The 16,627-nt window shown below is 40.6% G+C and carries 11 protein-coding genes and 1 pseudogene; 9 read left to right on the forward strand and 3 right to left on the reverse strand.

The window, feature by feature from the left end:
• Nucleotides 1-19: 19 nt before the first annotated feature.
• The gene (locus tag IPZ60_RS13020) at nt 20-1,279 is read right to left on the reverse strand and encodes an efflux RND transporter periplasmic adaptor subunit (protein WP_194198163.1); all 1,260 of its coding nucleotides are present in this window, start codon (nt 1,277-1,279) and stop codon (nt 20-22) included.
• Between the two features lie 680 nt (nt 1,280-1,959).
• On the opposite strand from IPZ60_RS13020, the gene pilG reads away from it, so the two are divergent.
• The 9 genes and pseudogenes from pilG to IPZ60_RS13065 all read left to right on the forward strand — a co-directional run bounded on the left by pilG (nt 1,960) and on the right by IPZ60_RS13065 (nt 15,255).
• The gene (gene pilG / locus IPZ60_RS13025; protein WP_110924035.1) at nt 1,960-2,337 is read left to right on the forward strand and encodes a twitching motility response regulator PilG; all 378 of its coding nucleotides are present in this window, start codon (nt 1,960-1,962) and stop codon (nt 2,335-2,337) included.
• A 281-nt stretch (nt 2,338-2,618) separates the two neighbouring features.
• Entirely contained in the window at nt 2,619-2,981 is a 363-nt protein-coding gene (locus IPZ60_RS13030) for a PleD family two-component system response regulator (RefSeq protein ID WP_194198164.1), read from the forward strand.
• A gap of 3 nt (nt 2,982-2,984) precedes the next feature.
• Nucleotides 2,985-3,515 (forward strand): chemotaxis protein CheW, encoded by a 531-nt coding sequence (locus IPZ60_RS13035; RefSeq protein WP_194198165.1) that lies wholly within the window; start codon nt 2,985-2,987, stop codon nt 3,513-3,515.
• Nucleotides 3,516-4,046: 531 nt separating this feature from the next.
• A pseudogene (locus IPZ60_RS13040) lies at nt 4,047-5,093 on the forward strand (methyl-accepting chemotaxis protein); the annotation flags it as partial.
• 133 nt (nt 5,094-5,226) lie between these two features.
• A complete protein-coding gene (locus tag IPZ60_RS13045; protein WP_194198166.1) occupies nt 5,227-6,201 on the forward strand; it encodes a protein-glutamate O-methyltransferase CheR in 975 nt (324 codons plus the stop codon).
• Between the two features lie 30 nt (nt 6,202-6,231).
• Nucleotides 6,232-13,080, forward strand: a complete 6,849-nt coding sequence (locus tag IPZ60_RS13050) for an Hpt domain-containing protein (protein ID WP_194198167.1) — start codon at nt 6,232-6,234, stop codon at nt 13,078-13,080.
• On the forward strand, nt 13,073-14,077 hold the full coding sequence (locus IPZ60_RS13055) for a chemotaxis protein CheB (RefSeq protein WP_194198168.1): 1,005 nt from the start codon (nt 13,073-13,075) through the stop codon (nt 14,075-14,077). Before IPZ60_RS13050 ends, IPZ60_RS13055 begins: the two co-directional genes overlap by 8 nt.
• Nucleotides 14,078-14,094: 17 nt before the next feature.
• Entirely contained in the window at nt 14,095-14,592 is a 498-nt protein-coding gene (locus tag IPZ60_RS13060) for a hypothetical protein (protein WP_194198169.1), read from the forward strand.
• Nucleotides 14,593-14,736: 144 nt separating this feature from the next.
• Nucleotides 14,737-15,255, forward strand: a complete 519-nt coding sequence (locus IPZ60_RS13065; RefSeq protein ID WP_194198170.1) for a cytochrome b — start codon at nt 14,737-14,739, stop codon at nt 15,253-15,255.
• Nucleotides 15,256-15,513: 258 nt separating this feature from the next.
• Here the strand turns inward: IPZ60_RS13065 and minE are convergent, their stop codons facing one another.
• On the reverse strand, nt 15,514-15,807 hold the full coding sequence (gene minE / locus IPZ60_RS13070; RefSeq protein ID WP_110924026.1) for a cell division topological specificity factor MinE: 294 nt from the start codon (nt 15,805-15,807) through the stop codon (nt 15,514-15,516).
• Between the two features lie 2 nt (nt 15,808-15,809).
• Nucleotides 15,810-16,622, reverse strand: a complete 813-nt coding sequence (gene minD, locus IPZ60_RS13075) for a septum site-determining protein MinD (protein ID WP_194198171.1) — start codon at nt 16,620-16,622, stop codon at nt 15,810-15,812.
• Nucleotides 16,623-16,627 lie beyond the last annotated feature (5 nt).

Here is a 16,627-nt window from a genome sequence, read left to right on the forward strand (position 1 = left end):
TAACTGTCGGTATGGATGACTACGAAACATTGACCTTTTTACCATCAGAATCAAGCGGCAAATCAGCCAAACAAATCAGACTGTCATTGCTAATACCTGCAATTAAATATTGTTCTGTCGAGGGATTGTACTCGACTACCTCAATAGGGTAGCGTTTTAAATGCTGATCTTGTCCGATAATCCACACATTAGCCGTCAGTGGCGTGAGAGGTTTATATGGTGGCGCTTGCAACTCTGTCAAGTCGACATCGTGTAGCGCACGCTTCGGTACAATAGTACCCACATCTATCTGACCATAATTGACTCGCCCGGTTACTTTCATATTTGGTAATAACTGCTTACGACTGACCTCATTGTCAATAACATCAACATTGACCATAAGTCTTTTCGGTTGACTGGTCGCAGTCAGCTTACTGATTTGTCCCGTAAATTTTTCTAAGATATTTTCAGCAGTAAAGTTGACAGTTTGACCTACCGATAGTTGGGGTTCAGCTTGAATAGGTAGCATAGCAGTAAAGTGTAATTTAGTTTCATCACTAAATTTTAGGAGTGGCATTCGAGCTTCTAGCTTTTGACCCGCTCTTGCATACAGGTTTTCTACGCGTCCTGAAAAGCTAGCACGGATAGTAATCAATTTATACTGAGGCTTTGAGATCTCTATGCCCTTACTACTATTAACCTCGTCATCACTTGAGCTAGCTATAGCTGCATTTTTCGTTAATGGCTCTGTGCCATCAGATGAAGTTTTCTTAATGGTTGTATCATTATTTAGCGTAGGTTGATTGAGTTTAGCGTTTGCGTTGGTATCTTGAGCGTTAGTCTGTTTGGCAACATCAGTACCATTTTGCACCTGAGTGTCTTGATCAGGCTTACCTGAGTCTGTCGCTATATCGTCTGATGTATTAGATGAGTTGACCGTTTTGCTTTCTGTTTCCAATCGTCTGACAACGAGTAGTGGTGTACCTTTTTCTACCCATTGGCCTTTAGTAACCAAGACCTCTTCTACATTGATAGGATGTACTGTCACAAATTGGGTTTGCTTAATAGGTTCAATGTTGCCTTGTAGGCCAAGGCTAGGCTGGTAACGTGAAGGTTTTATACTCAATATATGATCAGGTGTAATGGTTACACTATCATCGGTAATGACAACGGGAGTATCTACTGTTGGGCTTTTTTCGGTGGCTAGTGCTGCGTCAGTAGGCGATGGTGGCTGACAGGCAGTAATGAGTATGGCACTCAATACATAGCTGCTGTTTTTTAAAATTTTGGAAACTGTCATCGCGTTCACCATAGTAGTTATCATTTTATTATATAGTGAATTACAGTGCGGTGAAACGGCTGCTAAACACTTACTTAATTTTATAAATATGCGATTACCAGACCGAATAATGTTAAAAATAGCAAATATGGCTAGCAAAAAAAATCTTTACATTACTGGGCAGTTCGTACATTGACTTGATTATGACTAGAAAGAGGTCAATAATTGTGCTAAAAACAAACCTAATAAAGTAAATTGATACATTTATAGAACAAAAGAAGATTATTCAGCAATATTTTCATCGTTTCTATATAATGTAAAAATATCATAAAGTTATCGACTATTTTGATTTGAACTGTCTCTATTTAGATAACAATTCAAGCGGTCAGTGGGGCAGTGCTTTACATGATATAAAAAGAGCCCTATCTTAATTAGTGATACTGAAAGTTGAGTAGTTCACCTGAAAAACTTATTTTTTTGGCTTATTTTTTTAAGGTTATTAATAAAAAAGTGCGTATAGTAACTCATGTTGACAGCATGTTTGATGGGCCGATACTGACAGATAGTAGGTTCTCTGTCATAACACATGGTAATGCAAATTTAGCCGTTCGTATCAATCCGATAATAAGTGATATGACACGTTAAAATTTTGTATTGATCGATAGAATTACGAATAAATAGTCGTTTATAGGACAATGATAATGGAAAATGATTTTAATGGTTTGAAAGTAATGGTAATTGATGATTCAAAAACCATTCGCCGTACCGCAGAAACCTTACTTCAAAAAGCGGGCTGCGAAGTCGTAACTGCTATTGACGGCTTTGATGCTTTAGCAAAGATTGTTGATAACAACCCAGACATTATTTTTGTCGATATTATGATGCCACGTTTAGATGGTTATCAGACTTGTGCTCTGATAAAAAACAACCCTGACTATGCTAACAAACCAGTCATTATGCTGTCTTCCAAAGATGGCTTATTTGATAAAGCACGTGGTCGTATTGTTGGTTCTGATGAGTATCTGACAAAGCCGTTTAGTAAAGACGAGCTGTTTGAGGCAATCAACCAGTACCGCTAATACAGCAAGTGTCATTGCTAGTAGTAAAGTATGTACATCTGCAAATATAAAGTTTCGTTTAGGATTATTGTTGGTATGATTTATGCATGTTTTTGTAGGTTGAGTTACAAAGTCAAAATACTTAACATGAGTGACAATTAATAATAATTGCTCAATATTTCACAACAACTGTTAAAAAAGTGATTTTGCCGCTTATCTCTGGCAAATGATTTTTACTCTAGTTGTCTCAATAATATAACAACATATCCTCTTGGATATTTTCGAAAATAAAGGAAATTCCTATGACTACCGTTTTAGTCATTGACGACTCGCCATCTGAGATGGCGAAATTTCGCGATATGCTTGCTAGACATAACTTTCAAGTATTAGAGGCGACAAATGGCGAGCAAGGCTGTCAAATGGCAGTTGATCATTTACCAGATGTCATCTTGATGGATGTAGTAATGCCTGAAATGAATGGTTTTCAAGCCACTCGAAAAATTACTCGTGGTAAAACGACTGATCATATTCCTGTGATTATGATCAGTACTAAAAATCAAGAAACAGATAGAGTTTGGGGAAAGCGTCAAGGTGCTAAAGAGTATATCGCCAAACCAGTTGATGAAAATAGCTTGGTTAATATCATTCGCAAAGTAATGGAGTAGATTGTGGCTTCCAAAGGTTTTATTGAGCTTCTGCGTTTAGCAGATTTGGCACGCGCGCGCAAAAGTGGTCGCCGCGGTGGACAAGAGTATGATTGGCAAGGTGTTGTATTTGAGATTGGTGGACAGCGTTTGGTTGCGCCGATGGGTCAGGTATCAGAAGTATTAGCCATGCCAGAGTATACCAGCTTGCCTTTAGTAAAGCCTTGGATGCTGGGTATCGCCAATATTCGTGGACGCTTACTACCGATAACTGACTTGTCCCGATTTCTACAGGTTTCTAGTCGCTTAACGCAAATGAGCCAACGTAAAGTCATTGTCATCGATCATGACAATCTCTTTTCAGGACTGGTCGTAGATCAAGTTATTGGTATCGAACAATTTACTCATGATCAATACCGTGCAGAGGCAATTGAGTCTAACTCGCCTTTTGCACCTTATAATCATGGTAAGTTCTTTAAAAATGAACAAGACTGGTATGTTTTTATGCCCAGTTTACTCGCACAAGACTTGCAATATACCGATGCTGCAATATAGCTATCGATAACAGATATCTGACTGTTAGGGCTATGATCAAATAATAGCGCACGATACGATACGGTTGGATGTCAGCATTCACACAGGCTTTGTTAATCACTGTTGTTTTTATAACAATGAGATTGTCAAAGTCAGTCACGATAAGACTTTGATGATTGTTTGAAAGGAATACGCATGATGAGTGATGTTATAAATAAACCTGTAGCTGGTACACCTAATGCAACAGCGGGTGGCACAAACGCTAATAGTGAGTGGAAATTATTATTAGTGCTTTTTGTTTCGATAAGTGTGGCCTGTTTGATTTGGTTGGTAAATTCCTTATCATCGGTGAGTCAGTATTTTTCTGACTTTACTCAGTCAGTTGTTTTGCCCGTAGTTGTGTTCGCAATAGGGGTGCTGGGGATTCTATTTGCTCTGTACCAATTACTTAAGCAGCGTGGTGGCTCAGAACGATTACTTATCGAAAAAGAAACACTACGTCGACGTCAAGAAGCAGAAGCTGAGTCTGAGCGTGCGCGTCAAATTCAAGAAGAAAACGAGCGTAACCAGGTAGCTATTCTGCGTTTGCTTGATGAATTGGGTGATTTGGCAGAAGGTGATTTGACGGTCAATGCAACAGTATCAGAAGATTTCACTGGCGCAATTGCTGATTCAGTGAACTTTGCAATTGACCAACTCCGTCAGTTGGTACTGGTTATCAACAATACGGCTGATCGCGTTTCGCAATCTTCAGATCAAACGCAGATGAATGCGGTTGAGCTTGCTGAAGCATCTGAACATCAAGCGCAAGAAATTGCTGGTGTATCAGCGGCCATTAATGAGATGACAATCTCGATCGACCAAGTTTCAAATAACGCTTCAGAGTCTGCGACTGTTGCTCAGCGCTCAGTTGCCATTGCTTATAATGGGGCAGAAGTTGTACAGCGCTCCATTGAAGGTATGAACGTTATTCGTGATCAGATTCAAGAGACGTCAAAACGTATCAAACGTCTGGGTGAGTCTTCGCAAGAGATTGGTGATATCGTTAGTTTGATTAATGATATTGCTGACCAAACCAACGTTTTGGCATTGAACGCTGCTATTCAGGCATCGATGGCTGGTGAAGCGGGTCGAGGCTTTGCGGTTGTTGCTGATGAAGTACAGCGACTGGCTGAGCGTTCAGCCAATGCAACAAAACAGATTGAAACACTGGTAAAAACCATTCAGGCAGATACCAACGAAGCGGTTGTATCGATGGAGTCAACGACCTCTGAAGTTGTGCGCGGTGCGCGGTTAGCAAAAGATGCTGGTGAAGCACTAGAAGAGGTACAGAGCGTTTCTAACACGTTGGCTGATTTGATTCAAAACATCTCGAATGCTGCATTGCAACAGGCCGAGTCTGCTGGACATATCTCACACACCATGAATATCATTCAGGATATTACTTCACAAACGTCCTCTGGTACGATGGCAACGGCGAGATCTATTGGTGAGCTGAGCGAAATGGCTGCAGCACTACAAGAATCCGTAACAGGCTTTAAAGTATTGAGTGATGATGAGCTGCTAGATAACGAGCAAGCATTATCAGCAAGTGCATGATAATCATGTTGGGCATTATTTGAGCACTAGTAAGTTAAGATTTAGAGTTTCTACAGTATTTTATATTAATATGTTAATTACATACCATGTAAATGATAGTGGTTTACATTGGCAATCATAGGTAGCAGTTGACGTGAATAAAATTATTCAAACAGACGACCATGGTAACAAGCACATTAAACCAATACTGGTTGAGGCCTCTTCGCAGAACAATAGCTTTGATGTACAGCAATGGCGACGATACATAGAACAAGAAATTGGTTTTGTGCTACCAGATGTTCAGTTGCAGTGGTTAATCAATGCGATTGACCACACTGCATCGTCGTATGGGTTGACTGCTAAAACTCTATGGCATCGGTTGCCAACGAATAATGAGATGCGTCAACAGCTATTAGATAACGTACTGATTCATGAAAGTCGATTTTTTCGTTATATACCTTCTATCAATTTCGTCACAGAGTATGCAGTACAGCATCAGCGAGCACGGTTAACTGCTACCAATACTGATAATAGTATTAAACGTGATTCTGATGAGTTGTTTCGTATTTGGAGTGTCGGCTGTGCAAGTGGACAAGAAGTTTGGTCCTTAGCAATGAGCTTAGCCTCAGAGAAATTGGAAAATTATACGATACTGGGTACAGATATTAGCCATCAAGCCATTAAGCGAGCACAGTCAGGGCATTATGATCAGCGGCAGAAATCGTTAATCCCAGACAGTTGCCAGCAGTTTATCCAGCCATTGTGTGCTAATAGTGCGATTAGAAAACTAAATTTTTGTGATTCAACTATTACTAAAGAAATGATAGCAAGCAACCAAGCACACTGGCAAATAGTGCCGAGCTTGCAACAATATGTTAGCTTTGCTTTACATAATATTATCAAACAAAAACCACCCACTCCGCATCTCCAAAATGTCATCATTTGCCAAAATATGTTGCTGTACTTCCGCAAGTTTGATCAGCGCGATGTTTTAGCAAGGCTATCAGAGCAATGTGCATTAGGTGGTTATATTATATTGGCTCCAGGTGAGGCGCTATTTTGGCGTCCTTCAAATATGCGCCGTATCGCGCACCCACAGGTTAATGTGTGGCAAAAAATTAATGCCTAAATTAGTGCTTAGACGAGTTAGGATGACCCTATGAAAAACCAGCCCAATGACATAGTGACGCTCGAGTGGTTATTGCCACTATTTAATCAGCAACTATCACAGATATCTGATGGCTGGCAACTAGTCAATGACAGTACTAATCACGAGCAGATGGTGAAAAACTACCATCAAGTTGGCGGCGCGCTAACAATGATTCGCCTACCCCTGTTAGCAGATCTTGCCAATAAGCTGAGTTTATTGGTAGAGGCAAGTGGTCACGATGGTATTTCTATCAATAACAGTCGTATCGGTCAGTCTGCTCATAGATTATTAGAGCGTGAGCTGAATCAGTATATGCGTACTACTAGTCACAACACAACGCTGATTAATAATGCTGCTAATAACCTTGCACGCGCACTATCAGAGCTAGGTATAGCGATAGAGTCAACAGAAACTCTTGCGGCTAATCAGCATGAAGTCTTAGATGGTCATACGATCGATGACAACATCATTGATAGTATTGAAGTAAAATTTCTAGAAAGTAAAGAAACCATATATCTAGAGATTTATCACTACCAACAGTTATTATTGGTCTGGCGTCAGCAAGTACAAAAATTATTGGTGGCCAATACCAATCAATCATCTTTGTTAACGGTATTAGGTAGAGTAAGCCAATATTTATGGCAAGCTTCTCAAAATGAAGATGAGCAACGTCTCTGGTATCTAACAGACTTGTGGCTAAACGATCTTGCAAATAATGAGACACCACTACCTGAGAATTATGCCCCACTGTTAAGTCAGTTGGATCAAGTGATAGAGTTGCATGCTGCGCAAACCGAGCTATCATCGAGTACTGTCAGAAGCTTGATCATCAGGGTATATATCGAATTAAGTAGCCTTGCGCAAAATAGTAATAGCACTCAGTCCGTACTGAATATTTTGCCGCACAGCGCTGCATCAGCATCGCGTTTTTTACCACGTATACTCAGTGAGCTTGAAACGCTTATTTTTAATCTGGATAAGCCAGACACAATTTTAGATCCTTTACAGAATATACAGCGCCAACTCGAGAATCGAGGCTGGATATATTATGTTGCACAAGTAGAGTCTATTCTTACAGATCTAGAGCATGCACTGTCATCAAGAACAGGATTTGCACAAGAACAATGGCAAATCGAGCGTCAGCTTCAAGAGCTATATAATGCTTTGTATAATACCGAACAGACGATATCTCTAAAGATCGGAGATGCGGCCTCTTTTATCACAATACCTGATGATATCGATACACAAGCTGAAAGTGTTCAGGTTGTGACTGCTAGCGATGGTAACTTGCGTGAGCTTCGCATCACAGTAGAAGACGTCAAACAAAGCTTTCATGAATATGTACAGCGCCAAGATATTACTTTGCTACCCACGGCTACCGATTTCTCAAAGATTGGTGATGCTTTTGTTGAGATGGGTTTACCAGAGATTCATGAAACCATCAATGCGCTATCCAACATATTTACACAGTTGGCAGCTCATGAGATTGCCGCGCTTAGTTGGGATGTCACTCAGGCATTGGCTGAGGGATTGACATCTATTGAGCTGTTACTGGATTATCTTGCGCAGCAGGTGTTCGATCAAAAGTTATTGAATCAGGCATATGAGTATACTGCTAAGGCCACAGATCTACTTAATAACTATATTACCGCACCAGATAGCGTTGATGAAACCTTTCTCACGCAAAAGCCAGTCGCAACTAATGTAATTCGTTATGACGATAATGGTGAATTGGCCCCTACTAGTGCTCAGTCCACTCATGCTGAATCTTTGACTGATTCACGTGTAGACGATGTTCTTATACAGGAGCAAGGTGCTGTCGAGAGTGATAGTCTAGAGAGTGAAGCTTTAGCAAAAGCCCGCACGCAAGTTCAGCCTGATAACTTTGAAATGGATGCAGATATTCGTGACATTTTCATTGAAGAGGCGACTGAAGTCATCGCTGACTTAGAAGACTTTTTACCTATTTGGAAGCAGGATGCACAAGATTTAACACCACTAACTGAAGTGCGTAGGGGTTTCCATACTTTAAAAGGCTCAGGCCGTATGGTAGGTGCTTTTAGTATTAGTGAGATGGCGTGGTCAATTGAAAATTTGCTTAATCGTCTTTTAGATAAAACATTGCCTGTCACTGATAATGTTGTCAATCTAGTCATTGAAACAGCAAAAAAACTGCCTGCATTAGTCACAGATTTTGAAGTGCAGCAATTGCCAAGTTTTGACCCTGCTGTTACGGTTCTACAAAGTCATAATTTAATGACTCAGCAACCCATGAATGCTGGGCTAAACGTGTCTGAGCCTGTTGAAGCCGAGTTGAGAGTCACTCCCGACACGATTTATGACTCTCAAACGACAGATGATAAAGATGAAAGCAGACATATAGCTGCTTCATTATCTGATATAAAGATTCCTGCGGTACTCGTACCATTCATGCAAGGCCCAGATCAACTATCAGCTGATGCTAACGATGCAGATCCCGATATTAAAGAGATATTTATAGAAGAAGCCAATGAAGTACTGGCTGAAATCGTACCTCTATATGAGCATTGGTGCCAGTCACCAAATGATTTAAGCGGGCTGACAGATATTCGTCGAGGCTTCCATACCTTAAAAGGTTCAGGCCGCATGGTAGGTGCCAACTATACTGCTGAGTTGGCCTGGGCGATAGAAAATATGCTCAATCGTATCTTAGATAATAGTATTACGGTCTCAGAAGATATGAGTCAGCTTATTGCTGATGTATTAGCTGCTTACCCCTCAATGCTAGTAGTGTTTGAAAATGACAGTCAAGACTACCCAACTACGCTACCACTTTGGATCGCCTGCGCCAATGCTTATAGTAAGCAGCAAGGTGATGAATTCAGCTACTCTGCTTTATATCAGAATGATAAAGCATCCAATGCGTCTGGCCTTGAGAGTACTCAAGCATCATTATTGTCTTCTGAGCTAGGTGAAGCTACTCCTGCTTATGATAATGCCAACAAAGAAATGGATGCTACGCTGCAGACGATTAACTCTGTCAATGAAATGATAGCAGAAGCGTCTATTATCATAGCGCCTCAAAGCGATGAAGAGAAAGAGTTTTGTGAGATTTTTATCGACGAAGCGGAAGAGTTATTGCAGGAAATAGATCAATTCGTTGATGAGCATCAAGATGAGTCTCATATTGAAGTAACAGATGATATTGTACGTGCATTCCATACTTTGAGAGGGGCCTCTGGTTCTAGTGCTCTAGCTGCTATTAGTGAGGTAAGTGCGACCATAGAGCATAGTTTAGAGTTATTACAGCAGAAAGATACGGCCATGAATGCTCAACATTTAGAGGCATTAGCGAAGTCTTCTACACTCATGGATGGTTATTTGAACAGCTACAAGCAAAACGTTCAACCAAAAAATATATTGGTAAAAGATGCACAAAGCCAACAAGACCTAGCCTCATTACAGGCGATGCTTGGTGGACAACATGTCGCTAGTGATACTGAGGTTATGTTTGATAACAAACCAACGATAGAGCAATTATTAGATGATAATATCGATGAATTACTAGATGCTCAATGGGAGTTGGATGATGCGCTTAACCAAGCTGAAATAGCAAATATTCAGGACTATATAGAGCAGCAAATCTCACAAATAAAATATTTGGCCAATAAAGCACAACCATTTCCAAAGTTCATCTCAATTCTCGATGAGCTGGGTAACACCTATGGTTATTTAAACGACAATCCTGAAAAAGCAAGGGATACAGACATTCAAGCTATTTTACATACTGGTCATGCTCAGTTGGTTGGTTTGTTTGATGCGTTAGCGGGTAGTACCTCACTGAAAGTAGATCAAAAAGTTCTTGCGAATCTGCAAAGTATTTACCATGCGGATAACGGCAGTGAAGATGAAGATGTTTTCGTCGTTCGAGCCATCTCAGCACCCGATCTACAACTTGAGTCTATCGATACTGATGCTGAGCTATTAGAAATATTTTTGGAAGAAGCGCAAGAGCTTGATACCGCATTAGATGAGAGCTTCAATAAATGGCGTGTGGATATTAGTAACGTTAATGCTCTAAAGGTTTTGCAGCGTCATCTGCACACCATCAAAGGTGGGGCACGGATGGCTGGCATTCGCAGTATTGGTGATCTGACCCACGAAGCCGAAAGCGTTTATGAAGCATTTGTAGAAAACAGACGAGTACCGACAGCCCAATGGCTTGAAGTTATGCAAATGGTGCAGGACACAATGTCATTGCAAGTCATGCATATCGTGAGCTATAAAAAATCATTTTTTGCATCAGAGCTTATTGAGCAGTTACAACAGCTTTTAAAAGTAAAAGTCTTGCCAGAAATGGTAGAGCTAATCATACCTGTACCAAAAAATCATTTTGAACCTGAAACGCAAAGTAAAATTATTAATAATACGCCTAGTAGAGATGACGTATTAGATAGCTCAAGCCTAGATAGAATGATTAAACAATCATGGGCTAATGGTTTGCCTGATCCTGATATATTAGCGGTATTTCTAGAAGAAGCAGAGGAGCTTACCAATCGTAATAAGTATCTGCAATTATTCTTAGAAGATACGGGCAATAGAACAGCACTACAAGCCCTACAGCGTGACTTGCATACTATCAAAGGTGGTGCACGAATGGTTACTGCTAGTGGTATTGCAGATCTGGCTCATGAAATGGAATCTGTGTATCAAGATTTTGTGGACAACCGCCGTCCTGCCACCAAAAAAGTATTAGAATTATTAGTCGCTAGTCATGATTGGCTAGCTGATGCGGTGTCTATTCTTAGACAACATGTCAACCCGCCAACACCTGCGTTACTCATTGAGGCATTACAGCAATTTAGCAAAAATCCTGATAGTTTAAAGCAAGTACCTAAAGAGTCTCTACAATCTCAACGTGAAGCACTCTTGACTGCTAGAGAAAATCAAGATTCACAGTATCTGGCAAAAGATATTAGTGAAATGCCATCTATGATCATCAGTACAAGCGAAGAAGATCAGAGTGCCAGTAACAATGAAATGATTCGTATCTCAGGTGGTTTGATTGAGCATATGATTAACTTGTCTGGTGAGTCAGCCATTAACCGTGCTCGTATTGACATGGGTATGAGTAGCTTGACTAACAGCCTTGAAGATATGGGTATTACCGTACAGCGATTGGCTGATCAGTTACGTCGAATGGAAATCGAGCTTGAAGCACAAATCTTGTCTCAGATAGACGATGAATTGATTCAAAATGAAGATTTTGACCCTCTCGAGATGGATCAATACTCTTCTTTAAATCAACTATCAAAATCTTTGACAGAATCAGCATCGGATTTGATTGATATTAATCATACGTTATTAGAAAAAACGCGTGATAGTGAAAGCCTTCTATTGCAATTATCAAGGACACAAACTGAACTACAAGACGGTCTTATGAACTCGCGTATGGTGCCATTCACGCACTTGACCCCACGTCTTGAACGTATTGTACGCCAGACAGCCAATGAACTTAACAAATCTGTTGAGCTAACGATCGTCAATGCTGATGATGAGATGGATAGAACCATCCTCGAGCGTATGACTTCACCACTTGAGCATATGCTACGTAATGCTGTCGATCATGGTATCGAAAATACCTCAACACGTCTCAGAGCAGGCAAGGAACGTAGCGGGCACATCACTCTAGAGGTCAATCGCGAAGGTAGTGAGATTGTCATCCAGTTAACGGATGATGGTAGGGGGATTGACGTAGAAGCAGTTCGTAACAAAGCTATTTCCCAAGGGCTTATTGATGCCAGCGATACCAGTCTAACTGACCTTGATATCATGCAATATATCTTTAATGCGGGATTAAGTACCAGCAAACAGGTGACGCAGATTTCTGGACGCGGCGTAGGCATGGATGTGGTAATTAGTGAGATTCGTCAATTAGGCGGCTCTGTGTCAGTTGTCTCAGAGCTCGGTAAAGGCTCACGCTTTACGATGCGCTTACCATTGACGGTTGCGGTATCTGATGCTCTAGTTGTACGTGCAGCGGATCGTTACTATGCGATACCACTGGTACAGATTGAACGAGTGGTTCGCGTTAATCCTGAAAAACTGTACGACTACTATCAATCCGGTGCTCCAACGCTGAATTTTGAAGATGTTGATTATCGGGTGCGCTACTTAAATGAGATTTTATCAGGTAATAAACTGAACGAGTTGGTTGTTAATACCAATACAAGTTTACCACTAATTATTATTAAGAACCGTACTGGACAGAATATTGCGCTACAAGTTGATCAGATCGCAGGCTCACGTATTGAGGTAGTTGTAAAACCTTTAGGGCAACAACTATCACATCTATCGGGTATCTCAGCAGCTACTATTATGGGTGATGGTTCGGTAATGTTAATTTTGGATCTGATCGCTTTAATGCGCAATGCACAGATGATTCAAAATATACCGCAACCTATAGACTTCAAACGAAGAGGTTTAGAGTCTAAGTCTACTATCTTAGTGGTCGATGACTCAGTCACGGTACGTAAAGTGACGTCGCGCTTCTTGGAGCGTCAAGGGTTCAATGTGGCGCTTGCGAAAGATGGTGTCGATGCGATTGAGATATTACAAGATATGATACCGGACATGATATTATTAGATATTGAAATGCCACGCATGGATGGTTTCGAGGTGGCTACCCAAGTCAGATATAGCAAGCGCTTACAGCATATTCCAATTATTATGATTACATCGCGTACTGGTGAAAAGCATCGCGAGCGTGCATTAGAGATTGGTGTCAATGATTACATGGGTAAGCCTTTCCAAGAACAAGTACTGCTCAATAAAATACAGCATATACTGGGTCAGAGGGTCAGTCTCACTCATGAATGATAATACAGGTGTTGTGGCACTGAGGAATAAAAACAAGAATGATATTAAGGTGATGGTCGTGGCAGAAGACCATCATCAGCGTATGGCATTTTCGGATACCGTCCGCAGTTGCGGCTTTATCCTTGTTGGTTGTATGTCACAGGCGCAGTTGCAAGCAAAAACTGTGCTTTCTGATGTGGTTGTTGATATCTGGCTGATAGATAGTGAATACGATGACAATATTGTGACTGCGACTACCGTTTCTAGACCCGCTGCAGTGTTGGTGGGCTTTAGTCAAGCACCTTATCTTAATGAAGCCACCCAGTATGCGAAATGGCAGCGTAAGCTCAAACGTAAGCTTGCACATATGCTTAAACTACCCATGCTAATGGATGCACCAGCTCATAAACATGATAGTACTGATACCGATTGGCATTATGTGGTTTTTCTGGGCGCCTCTATGGGTGGTCCAAGTGCTATCAAAGAGTTTTTAGACAACTTGTCGGCTACGCTGCCAGTTTGTATCTTATTAGCACATCATTTTAATAGAACCATGATTGATACATTGCCACGTATTTTGAACCGTCACAATGATTGGCATTGTCAGGTCATTACTTCTTCGCAGCGCTTACGAGCTGGTCAGTGTCTCATAGCACCTATTGATAAACAGATTGTCTGTGATTCGACAGGTCGAGTTATACTGTTAGACCAAGCTTGGAAAGGTGAGTATAAGCCTGCAATTGGTCAAATCCTGAAAAACACTAGTGATGTTTATGGTAGTGAGCTTATTAATATCATATTTTCAGGTATGGGTAATGACGGCTCTCAGTATCTGGATCTCATTCAAGATAATAATAGTCAACTTTGGGTCCAAGACCCCAGCATGAGTGCCTGTTCGAGTCAACCTCAGGCCATTATCGATTCAGGATACTGTGGTTTTATTGGTAGTCCTACAGATTTGGCGCAAAAACTGACAGACTATATTAGTGAAAGGGCAGTCAAAGCCTTTCCACCCTAACTTATTGTGAGTGATGTATGAAACAAATTTTGAAACATTCGTTTGAAGCAGTGAGTTTGTTGACCACTACCAATGGGATGCTCGACGTTACTATTGTTCCGGCATTCAACCAGCCTGATTGGGTGATTCCAAGTAGTCTGATTTTGAGTGTGGATGAGTATGACGAGCACATATCAACTTATAACTGGCAGGAACAAGAAGTTGCCGTGTTCCATTTGCTACCGCAAAATGAGGTAGGAGATAAAATAATCGTACTAGAAGGTAATACCTCAGAGCATCGCTTAGCGTTACAAACGGCAGGTGAGCTACACCAATTACAAGTACGTATTTCAGATGTTAAAGATATAGAAGTACCTGAAAATTTCGATAAAACAAATATCAACGAAACAGCAGTACCCTTTAATGAAAACGTTATGCTATCCTACCTTTTTCAGACCGTTATGATTGAGGATAAAGTATATTTAATACCAGACTTAGATAAAATTGCTCATCAGTTGGTTGATGTAAGCAGCTAGACTCGCTTCTACTTTCTATTCGTTTACTATGAAGTGAATTGAATGTTCAAATTATCTCAACGGCCTTTGAGTCCTGAATAAATAGCTGTTTTTATCTATATTGCTGATGACAGATAACTAGTAATAAGGGTAATAGGGTAGCTCATGAGTAATGCAAATTCAAAGTGGTCAGTCAGTAGCCGGATTTTTCACTGGATCAGTGCTGTTTTATTATTGATTACGTGGATAATGATGCTGTTGAACAATAATCTTGATAGTAATATCTATATCGGACTGCACAAAGCTTTTGGCGTTAGTTTACTGTTTTGGATGATAGCGCGAGTGATTAATCGTGTATTTACTAAAGCGCCGCCATCTATATCAATGCCTAAATGGCAGTTACTATTGTCTCACTTGTCGCATTTTGGACTATATGCTTTGCTAATAGCAATGCCAACGGTTGGTTTGTTGATGACTGTCTATGGTGGTCGACCTGTTGATATTTTTGGCTTGTTTCAAATACCTGTATTTGTCACGCCAGACAGAACTTTGGCTCGTTTCTATAACAACCTGCATACTGATGTTATTTGGCAAGCTATTATTGCGTTTACGGCTGTTCATATTAGCGCGGCTTTATATCATCAGTTTGTCAAAAAAGATAATCTGATAGCGCGTATGAAATAGTCCATTGTAAAATAGCTGTGTGTTGCTAAAAGTTTTAAATATTGCTAGCAGAAATGTCATGACTCAAACTAAAAAAGCCCTCAGTAATAATACTGAGGGCTTTTTTGAAATACAGCATAAAAGCATCAACTGAAACTGTCTGCTGTTATATAGTCGATTCAATTTAAAAGTAGTACAAAGCAACCGAGTGAAGATATATATTAAATACTTCAAGCGAGGTTAACTCAGTAATGCTTTTATAATGGAATGACGATAACTTTACTTTTTGTGCTCAGGCAAGCTGATATTCATCTCTAGTACGTCTAGGCTATCTTCAGAACGATGATTGATATTGACATCATCAATCTGCACGCCATTAACGTATTTATTGACCACTTCTAAAATTTCACGCTTCATCTTTTCGATACGATCAGCAGTGAGACGGTTATTTAAGCGGTTTTCACTAGCAACAATAACCTTAAGGCGTTCAGTCGCCAAATTAGCGCTACCTGCTGTGCCGTTGCTGTCATCAGTACCAAATAGGCTACTCCAAAATCCTTTTTTCTTAGTCATCATTAACCCCCAAACCAGCGCTGTAATAAACTTTTCTTCTTCACGTCAAGATGACGGAGTGGACGCTCTTCACCCAAGAAACGGGCAACAATATCATCATAACACTGACCAGCAACCGAGTCGGTATAATGGATGACAGGCTCGCCATGGTTAGATGCTTCAAGCACAGTATGGCTCTCAGGAACAACACCAAGCAAAGGTACTTTTAGAATATCATTAGAAATCGTATCGATATCCATCATTTCATTAGCCGCTGCACGTTCAGGGTTATAACGAGTAATAATCAAGTGCTCACGTACAGAGCCTTGATTTTCTTCAACCTTTTTGGTCTGACTTTGCAAAATACCAATAATACGATCTGAGTCACGTACTGAAGAAATCTCAGGGTTGGTGACGATGATCGCTTCATCAGCATGATACATAGCCAACTGAGCACCGCGTTCGATACCAGCAGGTGAATCGCAGATAATATAATCAAACTGCTTAGACAGCTCAGCCATTATTTCTGCTACACCCTCATCTGTCAATGCGTCTTTATCACGCGTTTGACTGGCGGGTAGAATGAACAAGTTTTCAAGCTGTTTGTCTTTAACCAGAGCTTGAGACAAACGTGCATTGCCGTTAATAACGTCAACAAAGTCATAAACAATTCGGTTCTCACAACCCATGATCAAGTCTAGATTACGTAGACCTACATCAAAATCGATAACGACTGTTTTATAGCCACGCAATGCTAAACCAGCGGCAAAAGAGGCACTTGTAGTGGTTTTGCCCACACCGCCTTTACCTGAAGTGATTACAACTATCTTCGCCACAATGG

The organism is Psychrobacter sp. NG25 (genome assembly GCF_015234355.1).
Lineage (GTDB): Bacteria > Pseudomonadota > Gammaproteobacteria > Pseudomonadales > Moraxellaceae > Psychrobacter.

Bases quoted from the DNA above. Each gene is read 5' to 3' on its own strand.
- IPZ60_RS13060 (WP_194198169.1), top strand. From the start codon at position 14,095: ATGAAACAAATTTTGAAACATTCGTTTGAAGCAGTGAGTTTGTTGACC.
- IPZ60_RS13055 (WP_194198168.1), top strand. From the start codon at position 13,073: ATGAATGATAATACAGGTGTTGTGGCACTGAGGAATAAAAACAAGAAT.
- IPZ60_RS13065 (WP_194198170.1), top strand. From the start codon at position 14,737: ATGAGTAATGCAAATTCAAAGTGGTCAGTCAGTAGCCGGATTTTTCAC.
- IPZ60_RS13050 (WP_194198167.1), top strand. From the start codon at position 6,232: ATGAAAAACCAGCCCAATGACATAGTGACGCTCGAGTGGTTATTGCCA.
- minE (WP_110924026.1), bottom strand. From the start codon at position 15,807: ATGACTAAGAAAAAAGGATTTTGGAGTAGCCTATTTGGTACTGATGAC.
- IPZ60_RS13020 (WP_194198163.1), bottom strand. From the start codon at position 1,279: ATGACAGTTTCCAAAATTTTAAAAAACAGCAGCTATGTATTGAGTGCC.
- pilG (WP_110924035.1), top strand. From the start codon at position 1,960: ATGGAAAATGATTTTAATGGTTTGAAAGTAATGGTAATTGATGATTCA.
- IPZ60_RS13030 (WP_194198164.1), top strand. From the start codon at position 2,619: ATGACTACCGTTTTAGTCATTGACGACTCGCCATCTGAGATGGCGAAA.